Raw genomic sequence first — 21,986 nt, 5'->3', positions numbered from 1 at the left:
GCTTGCTCGACTGCTCTTGGCCAAGGCAGTCGAGCAAGCTCGACTCTACAAAAGCGGGCCTCAGCGGTAGGTAGCGGTAATCACCGCCTGCCCTTCCACCACACCGCCGTGCAGCGTACCCGTCTCGCGGTAGTAGCGTGCACCCAGCGTCACATCCTGCGAACCGTTCTGGCTCATCGGCACTGACCAGCGTTGCCCCAGCACCACCGGATTACCCTCAAGCAGCAGCTGCACGCGTACGGCCCCAGCCGTGGCGTTGCCGGTGGGCGTCAAACGGCTGCCGGTGTTGCCCGGCGCGTTGGCGTCGGTCAGTGCCAGGTACATCGGGAATGCACCGTTGCAGTTCATCGGGACAGTGAACTCCCGCTCACGGGCAGTGCTGCCTTCCGCGGGCAGATCGGCAATGTCCACATCCTGCAGCGTGACAGCGGTAGCCGTGAGTCTGCAGGTCTTGGTCTTCAGGGTGGCGGTAACGTTGTAGTTGTCCTTCTTTACAAGCGCAGGATAGCTCGGCGTCGAATAGGTGATCTCTCCGACAACAGTGGTCGGCAACGCCTCCATCTCGCCGCCGCGGGACACTGCGGCCATGCGCACCCACGACCAGCGAGTGCTGCCGCTCCAGCCGGCACCGGAAAACTGCAGGCCGGTCTGCGGGTTGAAGGGCATGAACCGATTTCCCCCGCTGGCGTTGCCAACCGCGTACTGGAAGATCAGCAGCGGGGTTTTGGGCTTGCCGCGCATTCCGAACGCCGGAAAGGTCTCACCATCCACAGTGACGTTCCGGACAAACTCCAGTCCGGGCATTGCCGCTGAGACATCAACGGGTATCAGTTCACTGGCGTTGCAACCAAGCAGATAGGTGGCGTTGCCTGAATGCATCCAGGGACTGACAACGACACCTTCATCGATGTCGTCCCACGCATCGATTCTGATGCTGGTACTGGCCCCGGCATGCGCACTGGTGCAGGCCTGCGCTGCAAACGGCGCCAGCACGCCGCAGCTGAGCAGCACCAGCAGGGGGCAGCGGCGGCCGATGCCACTGAAGAATGGAAATTTCATCATGTAGTTACCTCTGCCTTTCTGCTCTGCGTGCAGAGCTATCGGTAGGTGGCGGTGATCACCGCCTGCCCTTCCACCACGCCACCATGGAACGTGCCCGCCTCACGGTAGTAGCGCGCGGCCAGGGTGATGTTCTGCCGTCCGTTCTGGGTGAGCGGAATCGTCCAGGTCTTGCCCAGCTCTACCGGCACGCCTTCGCGAAGCAACTCCACACGCACCGCACCTGCGGTGCTGTTTGCAGTCGGCGCCAGACGGCTGCCGGTATTGCCCGGAAGGTTGGCATCGGTCAGCACCATCTCAACCGGGAAAGCACCGTTGCAGTTCATGGCGACATCGAAACTGCGTTCGCCCGTATGACTGCCGCTGGCGGGAAGATCGACCGCAGCGACGTCCAGAAGTTTCACGGGTGTATCAGACAGCTGGCAGGTGGGAACCTTCAGGTTGGCAGTGACGGTAAACCTATCGGTCTTGACGAAGGCTGGGTACAGCGGTGACTGACGGCTCACAGTGCCCAGCAGTGTGGTAGGCACCCGCTCCATGATGCCTCCGCGGGATACTGCTGCCACCGCCACCAGTGAGCCGCGACCGTTGGAGTCCAAGGGTTTGGACGTGAAATGGACCATGCCGCGAACATCCAATGGATAGGATTGCTCACGGATGCTGCCACCGCCTGTCCAGATTTGATGCGAAAAGATGAGCAAGGGTGAACGAGGGTAGTCGGTCAATCCGAAGGCGGGATAGCTCTGCCCATTCACCAACACATCGCGGACGAACTCCAGGCTAGGCAGCATGGAAGTGACGTCCATGGGAACAACCTCGCCGTGCGCACATCCGAGCAGGAACTGGGAATTTCCGTTGCCCATCGTGAAGTTGGCGATCAGCTTGTCCTGTTCGACATCATCCCAGGCGTCGATCACCAGGTTCACCGGCCCGCCGGCATTGTGCTGGCTAGTGCAGGCAGTGGCGGTGGCCGAGGCCAGCAGCCCCAGCGCTGCCCACACGCAGCGGGCGCGCACATGGCGCCGCGTGGCGCTGCTTTTGTGTGTAGAAGTTGCCATCATGCTGGAACCTGTCAGAGAGTAAAAAGCTGCTATCGATACGTTGCGGTGATTACCGCCTGCCCTTCCACTACGCCAGCATGGAAGGTTCCTGCTTCGCGGTAGTAGCGCGCGGCCAATGTGACGGCCTGCCCACCGTCCTGGGTGAGTGGAGTCGTCGAGGTCCTGCTGAGCACCCCTGGCACAACCTCATGGGAAACCATCACCGGCACTCCGCGGCCAGCCCAGCGGCCAGGCGTAGGGACGGCACGTAAACGCGTAGACCCGAGCTGGCCGTTTCATGACAGTCTCCTGGATTACTTGTAGGCCGCTGTAACGGTGATCTGCGAGCTGACCGTGCCCGCCGTGAGCGGTGTGCTGGCATCGCGGAAGTAGCCGGTACGCATATCGAACTTGGCTGTGGCTGCGCCGTTTACCACAACGCTTCGCTTCGCTGTCTTTTTCAGGAACACGTTGCCGGCCGTTCCCTCGAGCAGAGCCACCGCAACGCCGGTGGCACCGCCGGTGCTTGCCAGGTTCTTCCAGTGCCCGTCCTGCGCGGCATCGTCGGTGCCGTCAAAGGTCAGATCGATGCCGGCAACGCCTACGCAACTGGTGAAATTGAGCACGGCGGGCTTCAAGCCGTTGTCATGCCCTGCCTTCAGATCGGTGGCATCGATGTCGTCCAGCGTTACATCAAGGGTTGGCGCGATGGTGCAGGTGCCGGGCAGTACGTTTCCAGTAACGGTGATGGTGGCCGAGTCGGCATGGGCCAACGGTGCGGCGGCGATCAGCAGTGCTGCACACACCAGGTGCGAAGTTTTCATTGGGAAGCTCCGGTAGTTGAAGGGGGAACATCGTCGGCCAGCCCTTCCGGGCCTGGCGCCATGCAACGGGCTTTGGCCCAGTACTGGCCGTGTGCATCGGGGGTGTCGGGCATGGCGTAATGCAGTCGGCAGGCGATGCCGTCTTCAGTCTGCACGTGCACCAGCCCGGTGTTTTCCAGGCCACGCAGGGCCACCACGCCGCCCTGCCCCACCTGGCCCAGCATCCGCCCATCGGGGTGGGCAATCTGCGCGCCGTAGGGCAGCGGCTGCCCGTCGGCATCGCTGGCGTCTATCAGCCACAGGCGATCGTTGCGGGTCTGGAAACTGACCTTGACGATGCTGCCGGCGCTGGGCGCCACGCGCCGCGAGCTGGCCTGCACTTCCACATCCAGCGGCAGTGCGGCGGTATCCAGCTGCACCTGGTTCCAGCGGTAGGGGCTGGTATAGGGCAGCACGGCATAGCCGTTGCCGGCCACGGTAACGGTGCGGCCACTGCCCACCTTTGCGCCCTGCGCGCCCTGTGCTTCCACCAGCGCGAAGCTCTCGCCCAGCGACGGGCCGAAGTTGATGCCGCCCCGGTGCAGCACCACGCTGCCGGTGGCCCCGGCATTGAAGCTGCTGCTGCCGTTGGCGTGGCTGTAACCGGCGCTGAGATCGGCATGGCTGCCCTGGTAGCTGGCATAGGCGTTGTAGCCGCTGCTGCCCTGGCCGCGGTTGCCCGACAGGCTGTAGGACAGCGCGCGGTCTTCGCCCAGGTTGCCGTTGACGCCCAGCTGCTGCTGGCTGCCCAGGCGGCTGTCGCTGTAGGTGGCGGTGGCACGCGGCGCGTTGCCACTACGGCCCAGCGGCACGCTCAGCATGAATGACAGGCGCGTATCGGGTGCGCCGTTGGCCATGCGGTAGCGCGTGGCGGACAGGGTGTAGTTGGCACTGCGGTAGCTGCTGTGGAAGCCCAGCTGCAGATCGTTCTGCTTGCCGGGGCGGTTCCAGTACGCCACGTGGCCGCCGCTGACATACAGCTGGCTGCGCTGGCCGAGCCGCTGCGAGAAGTTCACCTGGAAGCGCTGGCGGGTGCGCATGACGAACGCATCGGCCGCCTGCGGGCGGTCGAACGACAGCTGCGAGACATCGGTGAGGGTGAGGAAGCCCTCGGTGCTGTAGCGGTACGCGGCCAGGCCCAGGTTGGTGCCGGTGCGCGCCACGCTGCGCTGGTAGTTCAGGCGGTAGCTGCGGCCGCTCTGCGCGGGCAGGCCCGGCACCTTGGCGCGGGCGTGGGTGATATCGGCACCGATGGCGCCGAAAGGTGTGTTGAACGCCGCGCCGGCCAGGCCGGCCTGGTAGTGCTCGGCTACCTGCACGCCGCCCAGCAGGGTCATGCGGTTGCTGACGCCGCGCGCATAGGTGCCTTCGGTGAAGCGCAGCGCGTTCTGCGCCAGGCCGGTATTGCGCAGCTCGCCCGCGGTCACGCTGAAACGCTGGCTGCCTTCGCGCAGTGCCTGCGGCACGGCAGAGAACGCGACGGTGAAGCGCTCTTCGCGGCCATCGGCCTCGGTGACGGCCACTTCCAGATCGCCACTGCCGGCGTTGGGGTAGAGATCGTCGATGGCGAACGGACCCGGCGCCACCGTGGTTTCGTACAGCACCGCGCCGTTCTGGCGGATGGTGACGCGCGCATTGCTCTGTGCCACGCCACGCACCACCGGCGCGTAGCCACGCAGTGAATCGGGCAGCATGCGTTCGTCGGTGCTGATACGCACACCGGTGAAGCCGACGCTGTCGAACAGTTCGCCACCGGTGTTGGCCTGGCCCAGCGTGAGCTGGCTGTTCCAGCGCGGCAGATCGCGCTGCAGCGTGCTGTTGAGCGTGGTGAAGTGTGTGCCCTGCGGGCTGTGGCTGAGCGAACTGCGGTGGCGCAGCCGCCATGCCCCCAGGTTGAGGCCGGTGGTGATGCCCGCGTAGGTGTTCTGCTGGCCCTGGTTGCGGTAGTGGTTGACGCTGTAGCCGAGGAAAGCGGCGGTGATGCCGTGGTCGCGCAGTTCCGGCGCGACGAAGCCGCGCGCCTGGCGTTGCAGCGCCACCTGCGGCAGCGAGATATCCAGCCGCAGCTGGCTGTCGTCGTAGCGTACGCGTGCGCCTTCAATCGCGGCCTCTACATCGACGCAGTGCGGGGTGGCCGTCGCTTCCACGGCCTGGCGGGCGGCATCGCTGAGGCCCAATGCCAGCAGCAGGTGTGCGGGCACGCAGGGCTGCGCGACATGCGGTGTATCCGAGGCCACCAGGTCGATGTCATCGCGGCGGACGAACTCACCGTTGAGGTGGATATCGACGTTGTAGCGGCCCGGCTCGACCGGGTTGCCCATGCTGAAACGCGCCAGGTCTTCGCCGACGAAGCCGCTGGCGAAGCCTTCGCTGAACTCGACTTCGCCGCCCGGCCGCGCGTACGCCGGCAGCGCAGCCGCAAACACTAGGGTGGTGCTGATGGCCGCAGCCAGCGCGGTATGGCGCAGGGAATACTGCGTGGCGCTTTGAGGGGGAGAGGAAGACAGGCGCATGGCGTCGACGCGGCCGCAGTGCAGCCCCGGTAGTAATGGGAGGCGTGCAGACTAGGGCGCGATCACACCGGCGAACATGCAATTACTTGCAGTTTTTCCTCGACGTAAGCGTTTGCAACTAATTGTATGGAGCACGGCGGGCATCGGGCCGAACATGCGCCGGGCAGAAGACGGGCGTGCCTCGTCCTGCGTCGGCAAGGGATCTGTCGACAGACACCACGCCTCCTGCACCGGCCACCCTTCGCACAGATGACGGGTGGCGTTCCCGATTCCATCACTTGTTGAAGAGCACACCTATGAAGAACCTGAAGACCCCGATGGCGCTGGCCATCCTGCTGGCCGCTGCCCCGGCCGTGAATGCTGCTGATCTGACCATCGAGGGTGAGATTAGGGAAACCACCTGCAAAGCCGAAATCAACGGTGGCGTGGTGGCCGTAATCATGGACATCGTGGACATGGAGGACCTGAAGGGCAGCAATCGTGTTGGCCGCCGCGCACTGGACGTAACGGTTGATTGCACTGGTGCCAGCGGCTCGCACGACGTGGCCGTGAAGTTCACCGGCGTGACCACTGCCGACGGCGCACTGGCGCTGAACGCCACCAGCGATGCAGAAGGCGTTGCGTACAAGATCTATGACACCAACGACAAGCAGCTGGCGATCAACGCGACGCCGACTGAGTTTGTCAATGTCACCGCTGCGGCCCCGCAGACTCTGCAGCACAGCGTCTGGTACACCAAGACCGGCGTTGCCGATGACGTGGTGGCTGGCAAGGCATACGCCAACGCGCAGATGGACATCGTATACAAGTAAGCGCACACCGCCCGGCGGCATTCTGCTGGGCGGTTCTTCCCGAGGAGACTTCCATGAACCTTCGCGCATGCGCGGCAGTGCTGGCCCTGGCCGGTGCTTCCGCAGTACTTCCGGCCTCTGCGGCAGTGACGCTGCAGGGCACGCGGGTGATCTACGATGGCAGCAAGGGCGCGGTGACGGTGAACGCCAACAACCGCGGCGACAACGTGGCCCTGGCTCAGGTGTGGCTGGACGATGGCGATGCCAGCGCCAAAGCCGGCAGCCAGAAACTGCCGTTCGTGCTGACGCCCACCACGCGCCGCATTGATGCCGGGCATGCGCAGGCGTTCCGGCTGACGTATGCACCGATGGCCGGTGCGGCGCTGCCGACCGACCGCGAATCGCTGCTGTACTTCAACCTGCTGGATATTCCGCCCAAGCCGGAAAACGTGGAAGGCAAGAACCTGCTGCAGTTTGCCGTGCGCACGCGGGTGAAGCTGTTCTACCGGCCCGCCGGCCTGCCGGGCCATGCGCGCGATGCGGCAGCGGCGCTGGAATGGCGCGTTGAAGGCGGGGCATTGCAGCTGCACAACCCTACCGCCTACCACCTGACGCTGGCGAACCTGGTACTGGCTGATGGCAAGACCATCGAGGTAGATATGGTGCCGCCGGGTGAGCGCATCAGCCTGACGGTGCCTGCGGGTGCCACCGTGCCGGCCACGCTGAAATTCCAGTGGCTGGATGACTACGGAACATCGCGCGATGCCGAGGCGAAGATCGCCCGTTGAAGATGTGGAGCCGAGCCCATGCTCGGCTTTTTTGTTTGCGCCAGGCAGCCGAGCGTGGGCTCGGCTCTACAGAAATTCGCGTTGCGTTTGCAACAAGTTGCATGGAGTACCGTCCCGCCAGCAGCGATAGTGCGCGCTTCCTTTTTTGAGAGAGTGCCGATGCACAAGATGATGACTCCGCTGACCCGCTATGCGCAGTTCAGCGGTCGTGCCAGCCGCAGTGAGTTCTGGTGGTTCCAGTTGTTCATCGTGATCATTTCGATCCCGCTGTACGTGCTGAGTTTCTACGCGGGCTACACCGGTTCAAGCACGCTTGCGCTGGTAGTCAGCGGGTTGAGCGTGGTGCTGTGGCTGGCGGTGATCGTGCCGCTGATTGCAGTAACCGTTCGCAGGCTGCATGACACCGACCGGTCCGGGTGGTGGTACCTGCTGATGTTCGTGCCAGTGGTGAGCCTGGTGGTGCTGGTGTTCCTGCTGCTGCCGAGCACCCCGGGCGGCAACCGTTTCGGCGCGCCGGTTCCGCACGTGTAATTCCCGCGCTTTGGTAGGTGTCGACCTTGGTCGACACGGTGTTGGTACGGATGCCTGACACATTCGTGCCAACCAAGGTTGGCACCCACCAGAGCAATTCCGGCACGCCCCGCATGGGTAGGTGTCGACCTTGGTCGACGCGGTGTTGGTTCGAACGCCTCACACCTTCGTGCCAACCAAGGTTGGCACCTACCAAAGCAGATTGCAGGCAGCCCATGGTCTTGGCATGACACATTCGTGCCAACCAAGGTTGGCACCCACCAGAGCAGGTATTGCTGCTTCTACGCGAAGTGCTGGTAACCGCCGCTGGCGGCTTCGCCGTCCACGTGTACGCCCTGCCCTTCGGCAATGCGGCCGATGCGGGTAAGCGGCAGGTCCAGCGTCTGCGACAGGTACATCAGTGCATCGCGCTGGTCGGCGGCGGCAGTGAAGCACAGTTCGTAGTCGTCGCCGCCGCGCAGCGCGCACTCACGCGCCTGTTCGCGACCCAGCAGTTCGCGCAGCTCGGGCGAGATCGGCAGCATGTCGGCATCCACATGCACGGCGACGCCACTGCGTGCGGCAATATGGCCGGCGTCGGCCAGCAGGCCGTCCGATACATCCACGGCCGCATGCGCGAAGGCGCGCAGACGCAGGCCCAGTGTTACCCGCGGCGTGGGCCGCAGCAGGCGCAGGCGCAGGTGTTCGTAGTCGGCCAGCAACGTGGCGGCAGCCACGTTCAGCGCGCCCTGCTGCCAGAGCTTCAGTGCGCCGGCGGCATCGCCCAGGGTGCCACTCACCCAGAGGTCGTCGCCCACCTGCGCGCGATCACGACGCAGCGCCTGGCCTCGGCCCACCTGCCCCATTGCAGTCACCGACAGCGACAGCGGGCCGCGCGTGGTGTCACCCCCGATCAGCGCGATGTCGTGCTGGTCGGCCAGTGCGAAGAAGCCATCGGCAAAGGCTTCGATCCAGTCTTCGGAAGTTTCTGGCAGCGACAGCGCCAGCGTGCACCAGGCCGGGCGCGCGCCCATCGAGGCCAGGTCGGACAGATTGACCGCCAGGGTCTTCCAGCCGATGTCGAACGCCGGGGTTTCCACCGGGAAGTGCACGGCGCTGTTGAGCGTGTCGGCGGTAACCACCAGCTGTTCATTGGCGCGCGGCTGCAGCAGCGCGGCGTCGTCACCGATGCCGAGCAGGATGTCGTCGCGCTCCAGGGTGCGGGCGCGGATGCGGTCGATGAGGGCGAATTCGGCCAGGGACATGGGGCATTCCCGCTGTTGTACGTGCCGCGCAGTGCGCGGTGGGCGGTAGTGCCGGCCGCTGGCCGGCAACCTCAGGATCCCTGCAGCTGCCGGCCAGCGGCCGGCACTACCACAGGCGGGTCAGTGACCCGATTCGACCTTGCGCCATTCCACGGCGGCACGATCCAGCACGCCGTTGACGTAGGTGTGGCCATGCTCGGAACCGAAGCGCTTGGCCGATTCGATGGCTTCGTTGATGACCACGCGGTACGGCACGTCCAGGCGGTAGCGCAGCTCGTAGCCGGCCAGGCGCAGCACGGCGCGTTCGATGGCATCCACTTCTTCGATGCCACGGTCCAGGTACGGGCCGAGCGCTTCGTCGATGTCGCGGCGGTTGTCCAGCACGCCATGCACCAGCGCTTCGAAATAGGCCAGATCGGCGATTTCGCGGGCCTGCTCGTGGGCGAACTGGGCGATCAGCGATTGTGCGTTGCCGCCGGAGATCTGCCAGGCATACAGCGCCTGCACGGCACGACGGCGCGCGCGCGAGCGCAGCACCGGGTCGACGCCATCGCGGCGGACGGGTTTACCGGAGGGCTTGCCCTGGGTGTTCTTGTTCATGGCAGTTGCTCCAGCAGGTTGACCATTTCCAATGCGGCGAGTGCGACTTCCTCGCCCTTGTTGCCGTGGCTGCCGCCTGCGCGAGCCTCGGCGTCTTCAACGCGTTCCACCGCCAGCACGCCGTTCAGCACCGGCACGCCGAAATCCAGCTGCACGCGCATCAGGCCTTCGGCGCAGCGGTCGGCCACGTGTTCATAGTGGCGGGTGTCGCCACGGATGACGCAGCCCAGGGTGAGAATGGCGGCGTGTTCATGCGCGGCAGCCAGGCGTGCGGCCACCAGCGGCAGTTCCCAGGCACCCGGCACGCGGATCACGTCGATGTTGGCTTCGCTGACGCCGTTGCCGGCCAGGCTCAGGCGGGCGCCCGCGACCAGCGCGTCGGTGATGCGGGCATTCCAGCGGCTGGCCAGGATGGCGAAGCGCGCCGACTCGGGAGTGCGAAGATCGCCTTCGTAGTGGCTCATATGCGGCTTGGGGGACTCGATAAGGGGGTGATTCTACCGTGGATGGGCCCCGGCCGTGGCTGGCGGGGGCCCACAGGGTGTGCCGACCAACGGTCGGCACCCACCGGTAGTGCCGGCCGCTGGCCGGCAAACCCGGGGAATGTGGTTGCCGGCCAACGGCCGGCACTACCCATTACAGGGTGACCGTCTCCACCACTTCCAGGCCGTACCCGGCCAGGCCGACCTGGCGGCGCGGGGTGCCCAGCACGCGCAGCTTGCCCAGGCCCAGGTCGGACAGGATCTGCGCGCCGGCACCGTTGCGGCGCCACTGGCCCACATCCTTGTCCTTGCCCGGCACCACCGGCGCCGGCTGCTGGCGCAGGCGGGCCAGCAGTGCCTCGCCGTCGCGCGGGGCCGACAGCACCACCATCACGCCCGCGCCTTCGGCATCGATCGCACGCAGGGCATCGGTGGCGGCCACGCCGAAATCGTCGCGGCGCCAGTGCAGCAGGTCGGCCAGCGGGTTTTCCACCTGCACACGCACCAGCGTCGGCGTTTCGGCATCCGGGTTGCCACGGACCAGGGCGAAATGCAGGTCGTGGGCGATGCGGTCGCGGTAGGTGACCAGCTTGAACGGGCCGAATTCGGTATCGATGTCGCGCTCATCGACGCGCTCGACGGTCTTTTCGGTGGCCAGGCGGTAGGCGATCAGATCGGCGATGGAACCCATCTTCAGGCCGTGCTCGCGGGCAAACACTTCCAGTTCCGGGCGGCGCGCCATGCTGCCATCCGGGTTCAGGATCTCCACCAGCACGCCGGCCGGCTCCAGCCCGGCCAGCATGGCCAGGTCGACGCCGGCTTCGGTGTGGCCGGCACGGGTCAGCACGCCACCCGGCTGGGCGATCAGCGGGAAGATGTGGCCCGGCTGGTGCAGGTCGGCCGGCTTGGCATTCGGCTTCACCGCAGTACGGATGGTGTGCGCGCGGTCGTGCGCCGAGATGCCGGTGGTGACACCCTCGGCGGCCTCGATGCTGACCGTGAAGTTGGTCTGGAACTGCGCGGTATTGGCCTGCACCATCGGCGCCAGGCCGAGGTCGGCGGCGCGGGTACGGGTAAGCGGCAGGCACACCAGGCCACGGCCGTGGGTGACCATGAAGTTGATGTCCGACGGCTTGACCAGCTCGGCGGCCATGATCAGGTCGCCTTCGTTCTCGCGGTCTTCGTCATCGACGATGACCACCATGCGGCCCAGGCGGATCTCTTCCAGGATTTCCGGAATCGGGGCGAAATTCATGCGGCATCTCCATGTGGGTGCTGACCGTTGGTCGGCACACCGATCAAACGCTCGACGTATCGGGCCACCAGGTCGATCTCCAGGTTCACCGCACTGCCCACGCCCGAGGCGGAGAAGGCGGTGTTGGCCACGGTGTGCGGGATCAGGGCGACTTCAAAGCCTTCGTCATCCACTTCGTTGACGGTGAGGCTGACGCCGTCCACGCAGATCGAGCCCTTCTTGGCGATGTAGCGGCGCAGCGAGGCCGGCGCGGCGAAGCGCCAGCGCTGGGCGCGCGCGTCTTCGTGGATGGACAGCACCTGGCCGAGGCCATCGACGTGGCCGCTGACCAGATGGCCGCCGAGGCGGTCGGTCGGGCGCATGGCGCGCTCCAGGTTGATGACCGCGCCCTCGCCCAGCTGGCCCAGCGTGGTCAGGCCCAGGGTCTCGGTGGAGGCATCGGCCTGGAAGCTGCTGGCGTCAAAAGCAATGACGGTGAGGCAGACGCCGTTGATGGCGATGCTCTCGCCCATCTGCACGTTGTCGAACGGCAGATTCCCGACATTGAAGGTGAAGCGGACATCGCCGCCGATGGACTCGCGTGCGGCCAGACGGCCGACGCCTTCGATGATTCCAGTAAACAAGTAACGTTCTCCGCGAAAAGTGAGCGAAAAACGCCGCAAGGCAAACAGGCGCGCGCAGGGCATGAGCCCTGTGGCACCGTCTTCTTTCATCCGGACTATGACCGTCGGCTCCGGCATTGGACCGGATCTGCTGACCCCCGGCGTGGGCCGGGGCGCTCGCGGGCTCGTGCTTGCGCACCTACCGCCGGTGGGGAATTGCACCCCGCCCTGAAGACGTTTGTGTACCGGCGAACCGGCACCGGTAGTGTACCAGCCGCCTTGCCGGGGTCGCGCAGGGCCGGGCCATCCCTCGTTCAGCTGTGACCGGCGTCGCGTTGCTGGCCACGGCTTCGCCCCGCAGCTCGCATTCTGTAAAATTTTCATTAAAATCCGTCGCCGGACGACATGAGGTCGCCACGGGCCGCCCGCAGGGCCGGCTCGCCAATGGACTGAAATTCACAGGAATTCCCATGCGCAAGATCCTGATCGTGGCCGCTCTGCTGGCCGCCGCCCCCTTCTCGGCTTCGGCTGACGCCCTGAGCTACACCTACGTGGAAGGCGGCTGGACGCAGGTCAAGGTTGACGACAACGCACTGGACGACCCCAAGGTCGACGGCGCCTATCTGCGCGGTTCGTTCGCACTCTCCGAGCAGGTGCACGTGTTCGGCGGCTGGTCGCGTACCCGCAAGACCTACCACTACAACGACGGTTCGCTGAAGCTGGAACTGGACCAGCCGGAGCTGGGCATCGGCTACCACATGCCGTGGACCGACCGCGTCGACTTCACCGCCGACGCCGCCTGGGTGCGCCAGAACGTTGAGCTGACCGATCGTTACTACGGCTACTCCGAGCGCTTCAAGGACCACACCAACCTGGGCCGCGTCACCGTGGGCCTGCGCGGCAAGCCCTCGCCCAAGACCGAAGCCTGGGTCAAGACCGGCTACATGGACGGCGGCAACAACTTCAAGGGCACCTGGGTGGGCACCCTGGGTGGCCAGATCAACTTCACCAGGACCTGGGGCCTGGTGGGCGAGATCTCCGGCTACCGTGACGTCACCCAGTACTCGGCCGGCGTGCGCGCCAGCTTCTGATCCAACGATCGCTCCTCGTCGTGCGATCGAACGGGCCCCGCAAGGGGCCCGTTTTTTTTGGGGGGCTGTCTTTTCAGACAAATTGCATGGTGTCCGGCGGGCCAATGCCACAGGCTGCTGCTTTTTCCCCTTCTGGATGGATGATGCTGGCCTATCGCCTCCCCCTGCTGCTGTGCCTGCCGCTTGCCGCGCAGGCCGCCACCGCGGAAAAACTGAGCCCGGAACAGGCCTTTGACCTATATGCCCGGGCCCTGCTGGAAAGCGATGCCCAAGCCGCAGAAGCCCTGGTCCGCGCGCTGCCCCCCGATAGCCTGTGGACTACCGATATGGTTCGGGGACTTGCCCGTTTCGAAGCGGAAATGCGCGCAGCGGTAGCCGGGCAAAGCGATGATGAGGAGGAGGTCCCGGCCGCACTTACCGAGGCGATGGTCGCCCAGATCACCAGAACATTTGCCAGCAGCCACTGCCGGGCAGTGCCTGGACAGGTCATTGCCGAAACTACACCGGGCGGGAAGGCGCGGGTCACATTCACCTGCCAGGTACCGGTGTGGGATACAGAAAGCGGTCTGCTGGCCGAGCCGGACATCCAGCAGAAACTGCGGGACGATCAGGTGTTTGCTACGTATCTGATCGCATCGGAGCTGCGCATGGCAGAGCTGCAGACGATTACCGGCACCGCCGTGCTGGAAGGAAGCGCCGAGATGGGATATTTCCCAGGCGGTGGCATGATGCGATCCCTTTCCCCGGTGCTTTTCTCGGTCTTTCCCGCAGCACTGACCGATGCGCTTAAGGACGAATAGTGCAGTGTTCGCATGGCTTGCACACCCGTGCCATCGAATCCGCGTGCAGATGCGCTAGTCTTTCGCGCCTCTGCACCACCCACTGGAAACGGAACACCGTCATGAAGACTCCCCTGCGCACCCTGCTCGCCAGCGCTCTGCTGTGCGCCCCTGTGTTGACCACCGCCGCGCCGGCGCAGACGCCCGAACAATCGCTGGACCTGTACGCACGCGTGCTGATTGAAGACGATGCCGCTGCCGCGCGCACGCTCAACGATGCCCTGCGCAGCGCCCCCGACAGCGAGGACGCGTTGACGCTCGCGCCGGGCGCGGTGGCCAAGGCCCTGGCCGAACCGTGGATGGCGCTGCAGGCCAGCATCGGCGTCACGCCCGATGCCGCCGCGGCCGAAGAGATGTTCGCCAAGGTGCTGAAGGCATCGGCCTGCCGCGCCACCGGCAGCACCATCGAAGACAACGAGTACGTGAACGGCCAGAAGATCGCCACGGTCGATTTCAGCTGCAAGGTGGTGGACCTGGACAGCGTGCGCCCGCTGTTCATCGCCAGCATCAGCAGTGACGACCCCGCCGCACGCCGCCGCTTCATCGATGCCTACACGCAGGCACTGAAGAGCGGCGCGCGGCGCACGGTGAAGGGCAGCCACAAGATGTACTCCAGCGCAGAGCAGGCGTACTGGTTCACTGGCAGCTTCGATATGCTGATCAGCCCGGTGCTGGATGCACTCGCGCCGTTCGAGCAGTGGAGTGAAGATGCCCAAGCCGCCAGCGCACCGAAGGTGACCGGCGTGCCCAGCTGCGACCTGCTGCTGCAGCAGCACCGCAGCTGCGTGGCGAAGATCGCCCCGGACCAGATCAGCGGCGTGGACGCGATGGCCGAGGAACTGAAGGCCAAGGCACAGGTGCAATCGGCCGATGAAATGACGCAGGAGTGCAAGGCACTGCGCCCGATCGCCGAGATGATGTGGACCGACGCGTGCGCGTGATCTGGTAACGCCGGGCACTGCCCGGCGATTCCCAGCTGCCGTCATGCTTCGTCATCGTCGTCCGGATGTTCGCCGAACTCCGGACGATTCTGCTGGTACTCGCAGCCGTGCAGGGTCTTGTCCTGTCCCCAGGCACGTACGATGCGCGCGCGGTCTTCCAGCCACCCGTCGGCAGCGGTGTCGGTATCGTGGAAGCCGACAAAGGCGGTTTCGTCCCAGCCATCGTAAGAGGGAAGAGCCCACTCTTCTGCCAGCGCCGGGGCGATGTCTCCGTCGAGTTCCGCGTACAGGGTCAAGCCCACCTTCACGAAGCGTGAGACGGGCCTGCCGGCGATCATCACCGGCGCCGGCGGCGTCCACCAGCGATAGCCCTCTTTGTCCTCCCCATCCTTCCAGCCCTTGAAGCGCGCGTCAGTGGTGTGCGCTGACATGCCTACCGCCCAGCCCGCCGTGTAGTTGCGCAGCGCATCGGCCCTGCAGGTCAGCACGTCATCGAGCTCGGTGGCAACATCCACCCCCGAAGCAAACACCACGTCAGGTTCCTTGCCGCGCCTGCGCAACTGCTCCATGCGTGTGTCGTAGCGGTCCTCACAACCGAGCAGCACCGCATTGGGGTGGCTGGAAATGCGCGATGCGGTCAGCGAGCGTACCTGGAATCCGATGTCGCCCCTGTTGCGAAGTGACAGCTCCCGCACGTGGATGTGCGGCGCCACCGTTGCACTCAGTGGCCGCATCTCCAGCTGACGCGACATCTCCTCCAGCGTGACGCCCTCGATGATTGCCATCACTGCCTCGGAAAGAACAGCAATGCGCGTGGTTGAGTGACCGAACACCGTGATCGGTTCGGGCAGGGCCACCTCGTGCAGTGACGCGTTGGGCTGCTCGACAACAGCCCATGTATCGAATGGGCGTGCGACCTCGTTGCCCAACGCGACCGCCCACAAGTTGGGCGACAACTGCTTCGGCACCGAAGCAGGCGCACGGCATTCGATGATGGCGGTCAGGTCCTGCAGGGCCTGTGCCTGTGTGAAGGCACGCGCGGGAGCCGGCGCTTCCTCATCTGCGGACACGACAGGCGAAGCTGACACGCCGAGCAGAAGCAGCGCCGAAAGCAGCAGATTGCGGTTTGGGTGCAGCATGACAGTTACCGACGGGAGACAGCCGGTGACTGTGCGTGCGTAGTGCACGGTTTGATATGAAGATTGTTGCAAATAACGGCATCAAGATCGGCGTGACGTCGCCCGGTCATTTTCAGACGTGTTGCATGGTCAAGTGGAATTCGCCGCTGCATGCTGCCTGATCGATTCACAGCACTGCCTTGCCCTGTACATGCCCCTATTCGCCACAGCGGTCGCCGTCACGCTCTGCCAGGATGCCCATGAACACACCCACGCCTGGAAGGCTCATACCGGAGATGGTCATGCCACCTAACGCGCGATGGACTGGACTTCTGCCAGCGCTGTTTGCGTTAACCGCCTGCCTGCAGCAAGCGGACAGCGACGTCGCGCGCGAGCCTGCACGCAGCAGGCTGCAGACCGATGCCCCGCGTTGCACGGAGGATGACGACATCGTGGCCTGCCTGCGACGGTACGCCTCTCCCCCGCGCAAGGTATTCACAGCACGAGCTGACTGCAGTGTGTTCACCCAGCGGGGTGACTCGGTGGTGATCGAACCCACGACCCAGGCTGCCCACCCGGCGCGTTTTCCCGACAGGGTGCGCAGCAGCGGCAAGGTACACCTGCAGATGCGGGTGGAGGCCACTGGCCGACTGGCCGGAATCCGTGTACTGGAGTCCAGCGGCCATCCCCAGCTTGCCGAGGCGGCGATGGCCGCTGCCAGGGACTGGTGCTATCTGCCCGCACACCGCGACGGCCGCGACACCGGCGGCGATGTGGAGGCATGGTTCCACTTCAACGTCGTGACCTGGCCGCAGAGCGGCAAAGCGCCACAGGCAGAGGCGTCTGCGCCTCGGCCTCCACCTCGTTGATGCCGCGCCTGGCCAGCGGCCACAGGCCATGCCTTTCGTACTTATTGCATGGATCCTGCCCGATTCCGAGGTGAGGCTGGCAGTCCTTCCAACGGGACGTTCCAATGCGGATTCCGTGCCTCCTGCTCCTGCTCTTCATCCCCTTTGCTTCACATGCAACGCCGACCGGAAAGCTCAGCCCTGAGCAGGCGTTCGACCTGTTTGCCAGGGCACTGCTTGAAAGTGATGCTGAGGCGGGCGACACCCTCCACCGTGCCATGCACGCTGCCCAGCATGGCGACGCCCCGCTCGCAGTCAAGGCTGCGCGCCTCGTGCCAGAAATGGTTGAGGCGCTTGCGAAGGGCGAGATCGACGACGACATCCCGCCCGAGTTCGCCGCGCCGCTCGGCGAAGTGATCAGGTCGACGTACCTGCGCAGCCACTGCCGTGCGACGTCGGCAGTGCCTGTCAATGAAAGCGCGCAGGGCCTCCAGCAGGTGACGTTGTCATTCCGCTGCCAGGTTCCGGACTGGGACGCGGCGGCACCTCCGTTGACCGACGAAGTCATCAGCAGAATGAGGGCCGACGCATCATTCGCCTATGGGCTGATTACAACCACCGTGCCAACGCTGCCCCGACGCTCGATTACCGATACCGTCACTCTCACGGCTGATGCAAACGGCAACTACTTTTTCGTCGATGGGCAAGCGCTGCTTACTCCGCTGATCCAGTCCACGATGCCGATGCTGTTGCTGGCCGGTCACACCCGATCGCAGGGTCAGCCATGACAGCCGCCCGGACCGCTGATGTCAGCCAACAGGATCAGGCCAGCGCACCCAACACGCACGTCGCCCTGCCTGTTGCCAGGGCAATCATGCGAACACTGTGCGTTCCCCTCGCTCTGTGCATCGCAGTTGCCGGGCATGCTGCGGCAGAGCCCTCGATCAGCCCCGAACAGGCGTTCGAGCTTTTTACCAAGGCGGTACTGGAAAGTGACGCCGATGCGAGTGCAAAGCTGCATCGCTCAATGGTGGACATCAATCACTACGAGGCGGAATCGGTAGCGGACCTGCATCAGTATGCTCCGGCACTTGTCCAGTCAATGGTAGACGGGCTGGTCCAGTTCAAACTCTTCTCTGCCAAGTCCGCCCATGAGTACGGCACGTTGATGACCGACGCGTATGCAGGCACCCAATGCAGGGCAACGGGGACACGAGCGGCTTCGCAGTATTTGCGGGAAAAAGAGAAAGTCACGGAGATCATGGTGCAGTTCAGCTGCCAGGTGCCGGCTTTCAACACTGAGAGCGGTGAGGTGACGGATGCGGCCATTCTGAGAAAGATGCGCAAAAGCACGAAATATGCCTTCCGCACATGGGCGGCAATGCTCAAAAGCGGCGAGAAGCGCACGATGACGGGTGAGGCGATGCTGACTGGAGATCCTGATACCGGTTATTTCCCCGACGCCTACAACCTGAGATCCCTGACATCAGTGCTGTACTCGGCACTACCAGCAGAACGGGTGGATCCCTTTGCTGAGATGGAGCGGGATGCGGAGTAAAGGCCTCAGTGCCGACCAAGGTCGGCACCTACCAGAGCATTACGCGCGCAGCAGCAACCGCAGGTCCTCGCCCACCTGGCGCTGATCGACCACGCGCAGGCGGCGCTGCTGGTCCATCGCATCGATGCCGAGGCCGGCCAGCAGCGGGCGGCCGCTGTCACCCAGCAACGTGGGCGCCAGGTACAGCAGCAGTTCGTCTACCCAGCCACCGCGCAGCAGCGCGCCAGCCAGGGTCGCGCCCGCTTCGGTGTGCACTTCGTTGATGCCGCGCTCGGCCAGCAGCGCCAGTACCGCGCCCAGATCGAGATGCCCATGGCGCAGCGCCACGCTGGCGAATGCGGCGTCGGCCGCATCAGGGGGACTGACGACCGCGTTGTGCAGGTACAGCGTGGGTGCCCCGCCCTCGCGCACGCGGCTGCATTCCAGCGAACGCAGGCGCGAATCGAGCACGACGCGCAGCGGTGGCATCACTTCGGCATCGGCCAGGCGCACGGTCAGCATCGGGTCGTCGGCCAGCACGGTGTCGGCGCCGGTGAGGATGGCGCCCGCACGTGCGCGCCAGTGCTGCACGTCTTCGCGCGCCGCCGCGCCGGTGATCCACTTCGATGTGCCGTCGGCCATCGCGGTGCGGCCATCCAGGCTGGCGGCCAGCTTCACCCGCAACCACGGACGGTTGCGCTCCACGCGCGACAGGAAGCCCTTGTTGAGCTCGCGTGCCTGCGCGGCCATCAAACCCTCGGCCACGTCGATGCCGGCCTCGCGCAGCAGATCGAAGCCACCGCCATCGACCTTCGGGAACGGATCGCGCATCGCCGCGACCACGCGCGATACGCCAGCCTCAATCAGGGCCAGGGCGCAGGGCGGTGTACGCCCGTAGTGCGCGCAGGGTTCCAGCGTGACGTAGGCGGTGGCACCGCGCGCTTCGCTGCCGGCCTCGCGCAGCGCGAACACTTCGGCATGCGGCCCACCGGCACGCTGGTGCCAACCCTGCCCGACCACGCGTTCGCCATGGGCGATGACGCAGCCAACCATCGGGTTGGGACGGGTGGTGTAGGCACCGCGCTCGGCCAGACGCAACGCGTTGGCCATGTGCAGGTGGTCAAGGACGGAGAACGGGGTGGTCATGCCACCATGGTAACGCCGCCAGCATGGATCCATGCCATGCGGTCTCTGTGCCAACCAAGGTTGGCACCCACCAGGGCGTCAGCCCTTCTTCTTCTTGGTCAGGGCGATCACATCGCCCAGCAGCTGCAGCTGTTCGGTGCTGGAAGGCAGTTCGCGTTCCAGCTTCTCGATCTCCTCGCGGAAATCGGCCACATCCTCGAAGCTGCGGTACACCGAGGCGAAACGCACGTAACCCACATGGTCCAGCTTGCGCAGTTCGTTCATCACGAACTCGCCGACCTTGATCGAGGGCACTTCGCGCTCGCCGCTGATGCGCAGCTGGTGGACCACTGCGCGCACCGCTGCTTCGATTTTCTCTTCGGGCACGGCACGCTTCTGCAGCGCGCGGTCGAAGCCGGCGCGGACCTTGCGCTGGTCGAAGGCCTCGCGGGTGCCATCACTCTTGACGATGGCCGGCAGCTTCAGCTCGACCGTTTCCAAGGTGCTGAAGCGTTCGTTGCAGGCCTCGCACTCGCGCCGACGACGGATCGTCGCGCCGTCTTCGGAGACGCGCGAGTCGATGACCCGGGTATCGGCATGCTGGCAGAAGGGGCAATACATGGAACGCCTGGCTCGCGAGAAGACCTGCGGCCACGGTCGTGGCAGCGTCGCAAAGGTACCTGAGAAGGGGCGCAGCAGCAATCTCCGCGCTTCTTCACTCAGGCCCGCCGCCCTTTGCCAGCCATCGGAAGTGGCAGGCAAGGCTGAGCCAGGGAGCTCCCCAACCCATCGCCAACACCAGCAGAATCGGCTCCCATCCAAAGCCCGGGACCGTCATGATCAATGCGGACACAACCTGAGCGGCAGACAGCAGAAACAGCGCCACCAGCATTGGCGTGGCCGCTTTCAATCCGTCCGGTCCACGCATCTGCCATGTATTTGCCAGCCAGACAACAAGAATGCACGCTGCCACGGACAGCACACCCCAAGCCGCACCCCATGCGAGAAATGCTCCCTTACCGCTGCCATGTGCCCATCCCCACAGCAGCACTAGCAGGCCCGCCAGGCCAGCCAATGCGCAGGGAATGGAGAAAAACAAGCTATGAAGAAGCAGATAGAGGCCGTGTCGACGGCGCACGGTGCGCATTGGGGTGTCCATGCAGGAAACCTAGGCCGGCTTTCCCCGGCACGCCATGCAATTTCTTTGAAACCGCGGGTCGTGCCATCCCAGCGGCAATGACGACGCGCACGACGAAGGCTTCATTCCTACTGCCTTGAAAGCCACCGCATATGCCAGCTCAAACTGGCCCATGGGGCGCAGATAGTCATCAGGAAGGGGGTATACAGCAGAGCTGCTGGCTCCCACCCAATGGCCGTGAACAGCATCGCCACCGCCGCAGTGGCCTGGAACGCAGAAACGATGGGCAGCGCCGCCAGGCAGCCCGCATGCGAATGTAGCCCTTCCATACCCGCAGTCCGCCAGCTGTCGCCCAGCACTACAGTTGCATAGGCGCTCCAGACCGACATCACCACCCAGTTGGCGGCAGCCATCAGGAACGCTTCGGGTGGCTGCGGCCTGGCGAGCCACACCATGAAGAGCGCGCATGTGGCCAGCACGCCAACCAACGCGCACGGAATGGAAAACAGCAACAGATGCCACCGCAACCTGACGTGCGTAAGGCGACCCAGCGGATTCATGGGGTATCCCAACCGTGAAGACCGCTGGGAGCTTAGGCAGGGCGCGCGCCTACTACCATGCAACTTGTCTTAAAAATCAGCGCACGGATAACCGGCTCACGTTCCCCAGCGCAACCACGCCAGGTGTGCGGCCGGCAGCAGGAACGGCGGCCCCAGGCCCAGGTAGCTCAACAGCGCGAACTCGCCGCCCTTGAACACCAGATGCAGCGTGACGGCGACCACAGCCAGCGCGGCCAGGACGCCCAGCAGCAAGCCCACCCACGCCGCCGGCGACGATTGCCGCAGGCCATCACGGCCGCGCCGCAGGAATACACCGCTCAGCCACAGCCACGACAGCAGGCCGATGATCCCACCCAGCGACCACAGCAGCAGCATTGTGGGTTCGTTGCCAGACAGGTACTTGCCGTCCATCGCGACCATCAGCCCCAGCACCGCGACGGTTCCGCCGGCAGCAAGTGCAGGCAGGCCAAGCACGAGACCGCCCACCGCAACCATCCGTTTGTGCAGATGCTCATCCATGCATCCGGTCTCCTTCCATGGGCCTCATCATGCGCGGCGCTTGAGCCACACCAGCATCGCGGCCGGCACCAGCAGCGACGGGCCCAGCATCAGCACTTCCAACGCCGAGCCGACCTCCTGCCATCCGATCCACGCGGCCAGCCAGATGACCGGTAGTGCGGCCAGGCCACCGGCCAGCAGCAGCCACCACCACACCGCGCGCACCTGCAGACCGGGCCGCCCCTGCAACAGATAGCCCGCGCTGAGCCACAGCCAGGCCAGGCAGCCGGCAATGCCCGCCAGGCCCCACAGCAGCGGCACAATGTCTGGCGCGCGGTTACCGCCGAAGGATTGCAGACCCTCGACCAGGAACAGCACCGATACGGTGCCGCCCATCACCAGGCTGGGCAGGCCGAACACCACCGCAAGAGCGGCATACAGGTAGTTGAGGCGGCGCTCGTCCATGCGCGGGTGCTCCGATGCCGGGGTCAGAGCCCTTCCCGCGGGAAGGGTTCCGACCCCA

Annotated in this window: 25 protein-coding genes and 1 riboswitch; of the genes, 9 read left to right on the top strand and 16 right to left on the bottom strand. The window is 65.1% G+C overall.

All coding sequences use genetic code 11. The annotated features are described in order from the left end of the window. Window positions 1-60: 60 nt before the first annotated feature. The 4 genes from VN11_RS03165 to VN11_RS03150 all read right to left on the bottom strand — a co-directional run bounded on the left by VN11_RS03165 (window position 61) and on the right by VN11_RS03150 (window position 5,475). The gene (locus tag VN11_RS03165) at window positions 61-993 is read right to left on the bottom strand and encodes a fimbrial protein (RefSeq protein WP_187299794.1); all 933 of its coding nucleotides are present in this window, start codon (window positions 991-993) and stop codon (window positions 61-63) included. Between the two features lie 104 nt (window positions 994-1,097). Further along, window positions 1,098-2,120 carry a fimbrial protein gene (locus VN11_RS03160; RefSeq protein ID WP_148564927.1) on the bottom strand — a complete coding sequence of 341 codons (1,023 nt, stop codon included), beginning with the start codon at window positions 2,118-2,120 and terminating at the stop codon, window positions 1,098-1,100. A 293-nt stretch (window positions 2,121-2,413) separates the two neighbouring features. Beyond that, window positions 2,414-2,923, bottom strand: a complete 510-nt coding sequence (locus tag VN11_RS03155) for a fimbrial protein (protein ID WP_053448788.1) — start codon at window positions 2,921-2,923, stop codon at window positions 2,414-2,416. Continuing rightward, window positions 2,920-5,475, bottom strand: coding sequence for a fimbria/pilus outer membrane usher protein (locus tag VN11_RS03150; protein ID WP_238581850.1), 2,556 nt, complete (start codon window positions 5,473-5,475; stop codon window positions 2,920-2,922). Before VN11_RS03150 ends, VN11_RS03155 begins: the two co-directional genes overlap by 4 nt. 296 nt (window positions 5,476-5,771) lie before the next feature. Here VN11_RS03150 and VN11_RS03145 point away from each other — a divergent pair, with 296 nt between their 5' ends. From VN11_RS03145 to VN11_RS03135, 3 genes are all read left to right on the top strand, one after another. Beyond that, window positions 5,772-6,287, top strand: a complete 516-nt coding sequence (locus VN11_RS03145) for a fimbrial protein (protein WP_053448787.1) — start codon at window positions 5,772-5,774, stop codon at window positions 6,285-6,287. A 53-nt stretch (window positions 6,288-6,340) separates the two neighbouring features. Beyond that, window positions 6,341-7,054, top strand: a complete 714-nt coding sequence (locus VN11_RS03140; protein ID WP_053448786.1) for a fimbrial biogenesis chaperone — start codon at window positions 6,341-6,343, stop codon at window positions 7,052-7,054. Window positions 7,055-7,213: 159 nt separating this feature from the next. Further along, window positions 7,214-7,585 carry a DUF805 domain-containing protein gene (locus VN11_RS03135; protein WP_053448785.1) on the top strand — a complete coding sequence of 124 codons (372 nt, stop codon included), beginning with the start codon at window positions 7,214-7,216 and terminating at the stop codon, window positions 7,583-7,585. A 281-nt stretch (window positions 7,586-7,866) separates the two neighbouring features. On the opposite strand, the gene thiL is transcribed toward VN11_RS03135, so the two are convergent. The 5 genes from thiL to VN11_RS03110 all read right to left on the bottom strand — a co-directional run bounded on the left by thiL (window position 7,867) and on the right by VN11_RS03110 (window position 11,789). Beyond that, window positions 7,867-8,829, bottom strand: a complete 963-nt coding sequence (gene thiL / locus VN11_RS03130) for a thiamine-phosphate kinase (protein ID WP_080374867.1) — start codon at window positions 8,827-8,829, stop codon at window positions 7,867-7,869. Window positions 8,830-8,949: 120 nt separating this feature from the next. Then, window positions 8,950-9,429 (bottom strand): transcription antitermination factor NusB, encoded by a 480-nt coding sequence (gene nusB, locus VN11_RS03125; protein WP_008266434.1) that lies wholly within the window; start codon window positions 9,427-9,429, stop codon window positions 8,950-8,952. Continuing rightward, window positions 9,426-9,893 (bottom strand): 6,7-dimethyl-8-ribityllumazine synthase, encoded by a 468-nt coding sequence (gene ribH / locus VN11_RS03120; RefSeq protein WP_053448784.1) that lies wholly within the window; start codon window positions 9,891-9,893, stop codon window positions 9,426-9,428. Before ribH ends, nusB begins: the two co-directional genes overlap by 4 nt. 172 nt (window positions 9,894-10,065) lie before the next feature. Further along, complete coding sequence (gene ribB / locus VN11_RS03115; RefSeq protein ID WP_053448783.1) at window positions 10,066-11,166, bottom strand: 3,4-dihydroxy-2-butanone-4-phosphate synthase; 1,101 nt, start codon at window positions 11,164-11,166, stop codon at window positions 10,066-10,068. Then, window positions 11,163-11,789: a riboflavin synthase gene (locus tag VN11_RS03110; RefSeq protein ID WP_014035963.1), complete on the bottom strand. Its 627-nt coding sequence runs from the start codon at window positions 11,787-11,789 to the stop codon at window positions 11,163-11,165. The genes ribB and VN11_RS03110 overlap by 4 nt, the downstream gene beginning before the upstream one ends. Window positions 11,790-11,863: 74 nt before the next feature. Further along, window positions 11,864-12,008, bottom strand: a riboswitch (FMN riboswitch). Window positions 12,009-12,238: 230 nt separating this feature from the next. Between VN11_RS03110 and VN11_RS03105 the strand changes: the two genes are divergently transcribed. The 3 genes from VN11_RS03105 to VN11_RS03095 all read left to right on the top strand — a co-directional run bounded on the left by VN11_RS03105 (window position 12,239) and on the right by VN11_RS03095 (window position 14,639). After that, window positions 12,239-12,859: a hypothetical protein gene (locus VN11_RS03105; protein ID WP_053448782.1), complete on the top strand. Its 621-nt coding sequence runs from the start codon at window positions 12,239-12,241 to the stop codon at window positions 12,857-12,859. Between the two features lie 143 nt (window positions 12,860-13,002). Further along, complete coding sequence (locus tag VN11_RS03100) at window positions 13,003-13,659, top strand: hypothetical protein (RefSeq protein ID WP_053448781.1); 657 nt, start codon at window positions 13,003-13,005, stop codon at window positions 13,657-13,659. 101 nt (window positions 13,660-13,760) lie between these two features. After that, window positions 13,761-14,639: a hypothetical protein gene (locus VN11_RS03095; protein ID WP_053448780.1), complete on the top strand. Its 879-nt coding sequence runs from the start codon at window positions 13,761-13,763 to the stop codon at window positions 14,637-14,639. Window positions 14,640-14,680: 41 nt separating this feature from the next. On the opposite strand, the gene VN11_RS03090 is transcribed toward VN11_RS03095, so the two are convergent. Next, window positions 14,681-15,778, bottom strand: a complete 1,098-nt coding sequence (locus tag VN11_RS03090; RefSeq protein ID WP_053448779.1) for a hypothetical protein — start codon at window positions 15,776-15,778, stop codon at window positions 14,681-14,683. A gap of 239 nt (window positions 15,779-16,017) precedes the next feature. Between VN11_RS03090 and VN11_RS03085 the strand changes: the two genes are divergently transcribed. The 3 genes from VN11_RS03085 to VN11_RS03075 all read left to right on the top strand — a co-directional run bounded on the left by VN11_RS03085 (window position 16,018) and on the right by VN11_RS03075 (window position 18,163). Then, window positions 16,018-16,626 carry an energy transducer TonB family protein gene (locus tag VN11_RS03085; protein ID WP_187299793.1) on the top strand — a complete coding sequence of 203 codons (609 nt, stop codon included), beginning with the start codon at window positions 16,018-16,020 and terminating at the stop codon, window positions 16,624-16,626. A 104-nt stretch (window positions 16,627-16,730) separates the two neighbouring features. Then, the gene (locus tag VN11_RS03080; protein WP_053448777.1) at window positions 16,731-17,393 is read left to right on the top strand and encodes a hypothetical protein; all 663 of its coding nucleotides are present in this window, start codon (window positions 16,731-16,733) and stop codon (window positions 17,391-17,393) included. Further along, window positions 17,390-18,163 (top strand): hypothetical protein, encoded by a 774-nt coding sequence (locus VN11_RS03075; protein WP_053448776.1) that lies wholly within the window; start codon window positions 17,390-17,392, stop codon window positions 18,161-18,163. Before VN11_RS03080 ends, VN11_RS03075 begins: the two co-directional genes overlap by 4 nt. Window positions 18,164-18,202: 39 nt before the next feature. Here the strand turns inward: VN11_RS03075 and ribD are convergent, their stop codons facing one another. From ribD to VN11_RS03050, 6 genes are all read right to left on the bottom strand, one after another. Beyond that, entirely contained in the window at window positions 18,203-19,288 is a 1,086-nt protein-coding gene (gene ribD / locus VN11_RS03070; RefSeq protein ID WP_053448775.1) for a bifunctional diaminohydroxyphosphoribosylaminopyrimidine deaminase/5-amino-6-(5-phosphoribosylamino)uracil reductase RibD, read from the bottom strand. Window positions 19,289-19,366: 78 nt separating this feature from the next. Next, window positions 19,367-19,888 carry a transcriptional regulator NrdR gene (gene nrdR, locus VN11_RS03065; protein ID WP_004154186.1) on the bottom strand — a complete coding sequence of 174 codons (522 nt, stop codon included), beginning with the start codon at window positions 19,886-19,888 and terminating at the stop codon, window positions 19,367-19,369. 94 nt (window positions 19,889-19,982) lie between these two features. After that, window positions 19,983-20,414 (bottom strand): hypothetical protein, encoded by a 432-nt coding sequence (locus VN11_RS22125; RefSeq protein WP_148564926.1) that lies wholly within the window; start codon window positions 20,412-20,414, stop codon window positions 19,983-19,985. A 119-nt stretch (window positions 20,415-20,533) separates the two neighbouring features. Continuing rightward, complete coding sequence (locus VN11_RS03060; RefSeq protein ID WP_148564925.1) at window positions 20,534-20,965, bottom strand: hypothetical protein; 432 nt, start codon at window positions 20,963-20,965, stop codon at window positions 20,534-20,536. 96 nt (window positions 20,966-21,061) lie between these two features. Then, window positions 21,062-21,484 carry a hypothetical protein gene (locus VN11_RS03055; RefSeq protein ID WP_053448773.1) on the bottom strand — a complete coding sequence of 141 codons (423 nt, stop codon included), beginning with the start codon at window positions 21,482-21,484 and terminating at the stop codon, window positions 21,062-21,064. Window positions 21,485-21,511: 27 nt separating this feature from the next. After that, window positions 21,512-21,928: a hypothetical protein gene (locus VN11_RS03050; protein WP_053448772.1), complete on the bottom strand. Its 417-nt coding sequence runs from the start codon at window positions 21,926-21,928 to the stop codon at window positions 21,512-21,514. Window positions 21,929-21,986: the final 58 nt, after the last annotated feature.

The organism is Stenotrophomonas maltophilia (genome assembly GCF_001274595.1).
Taxonomy (GTDB): Bacteria; Pseudomonadota; Gammaproteobacteria; order Xanthomonadales; family Xanthomonadaceae; genus Stenotrophomonas; species Stenotrophomonas forensis.
This window is presented reverse-complemented; position numbering and strand designations above follow the sequence as displayed.

Bases quoted from the DNA above. Each gene is read 5' to 3' on its own strand.
- VN11_RS03160 (WP_148564927.1), bottom strand. From the start codon at position 2,120: ATGATGGCAACTTCTACACACAAAAGCAGCGCCACGCGGCGCCATGTG.
- VN11_RS03155 (WP_053448788.1), bottom strand. From the start codon at position 2,923: ATGAAAACTTCGCACCTGGTGTGTGCAGCACTGCTGATCGCCGCCGCA.
- VN11_RS03150 (WP_238581850.1), bottom strand. From the start codon at position 5,475: ATGCGCCTGTCTTCCTCTCCCCCTCAAAGCGCCACGCAGTATTCCCTG.
- VN11_RS03145 (WP_053448787.1), top strand. From the start codon at position 5,772: ATGAAGAACCTGAAGACCCCGATGGCGCTGGCCATCCTGCTGGCCGCT.
- VN11_RS03140 (WP_053448786.1), top strand. From the start codon at position 6,341: ATGAACCTTCGCGCATGCGCGGCAGTGCTGGCCCTGGCCGGTGCTTCC.
- VN11_RS03135 (WP_053448785.1), top strand. From the start codon at position 7,214: ATGCACAAGATGATGACTCCGCTGACCCGCTATGCGCAGTTCAGCGGT.
- thiL (WP_080374867.1), bottom strand. From the start codon at position 8,829: ATGTCCCTGGCCGAATTCGCCCTCATCGACCGCATCCGCGCCCGCACC.
- nusB (WP_008266434.1), bottom strand. From the start codon at position 9,429: ATGAACAAGAACACCCAGGGCAAGCCCTCCGGTAAACCCGTCCGCCGC.
- ribH (WP_053448784.1), bottom strand. From the start codon at position 9,893: ATGAGCCACTACGAAGGCGATCTTCGCACTCCCGAGTCGGCGCGCTTC.
- ribB (WP_053448783.1), bottom strand. From the start codon at position 11,166: ATGAATTTCGCCCCGATTCCGGAAATCCTGGAAGAGATCCGCCTGGGC.
- VN11_RS03105 (WP_053448782.1), top strand. From the start codon at position 12,239: ATGCGCAAGATCCTGATCGTGGCCGCTCTGCTGGCCGCCGCCCCCTTC.
- VN11_RS03100 (WP_053448781.1), top strand. From the start codon at position 13,003: ATGCTGGCCTATCGCCTCCCCCTGCTGCTGTGCCTGCCGCTTGCCGCG.
- VN11_RS03095 (WP_053448780.1), top strand. From the start codon at position 13,761: ATGAAGACTCCCCTGCGCACCCTGCTCGCCAGCGCTCTGCTGTGCGCC.
- VN11_RS03090 (WP_053448779.1), bottom strand. From the start codon at position 15,778: ATGCTGCACCCAAACCGCAATCTGCTGCTTTCGGCGCTGCTTCTGCTC.
- VN11_RS03085 (WP_187299793.1), top strand. From the start codon at position 16,018: ATGAACACACCCACGCCTGGAAGGCTCATACCGGAGATGGTCATGCCA.
- VN11_RS03080 (WP_053448777.1), top strand. From the start codon at position 16,731: ATGCGGATTCCGTGCCTCCTGCTCCTGCTCTTCATCCCCTTTGCTTCA.
- VN11_RS03075 (WP_053448776.1), top strand. From the start codon at position 17,390: ATGACAGCCGCCCGGACCGCTGATGTCAGCCAACAGGATCAGGCCAGC.
- ribD (WP_053448775.1), bottom strand. From the start codon at position 19,288: ATGACCACCCCGTTCTCCGTCCTTGACCACCTGCACATGGCCAACGCG.
- nrdR (WP_004154186.1), bottom strand. From the start codon at position 19,888: ATGTATTGCCCCTTCTGCCAGCATGCCGATACCCGGGTCATCGACTCG.
- VN11_RS22125 (WP_148564926.1), bottom strand. From the start codon at position 20,414: ATGCGCACCGTGCGCCGTCGACACGGCCTCTATCTGCTTCTTCATAGC.
- VN11_RS03060 (WP_148564925.1), bottom strand. From the start codon at position 20,965: ATGAATCCGCTGGGTCGCCTTACGCACGTCAGGTTGCGGTGGCATCTG.
- VN11_RS03055 (WP_053448773.1), bottom strand. From the start codon at position 21,484: ATGGATGAGCATCTGCACAAACGGATGGTTGCGGTGGGCGGTCTCGTG.
- VN11_RS03050 (WP_053448772.1), bottom strand. From the start codon at position 21,928: ATGGACGAGCGCCGCCTCAACTACCTGTATGCCGCTCTTGCGGTGGTG.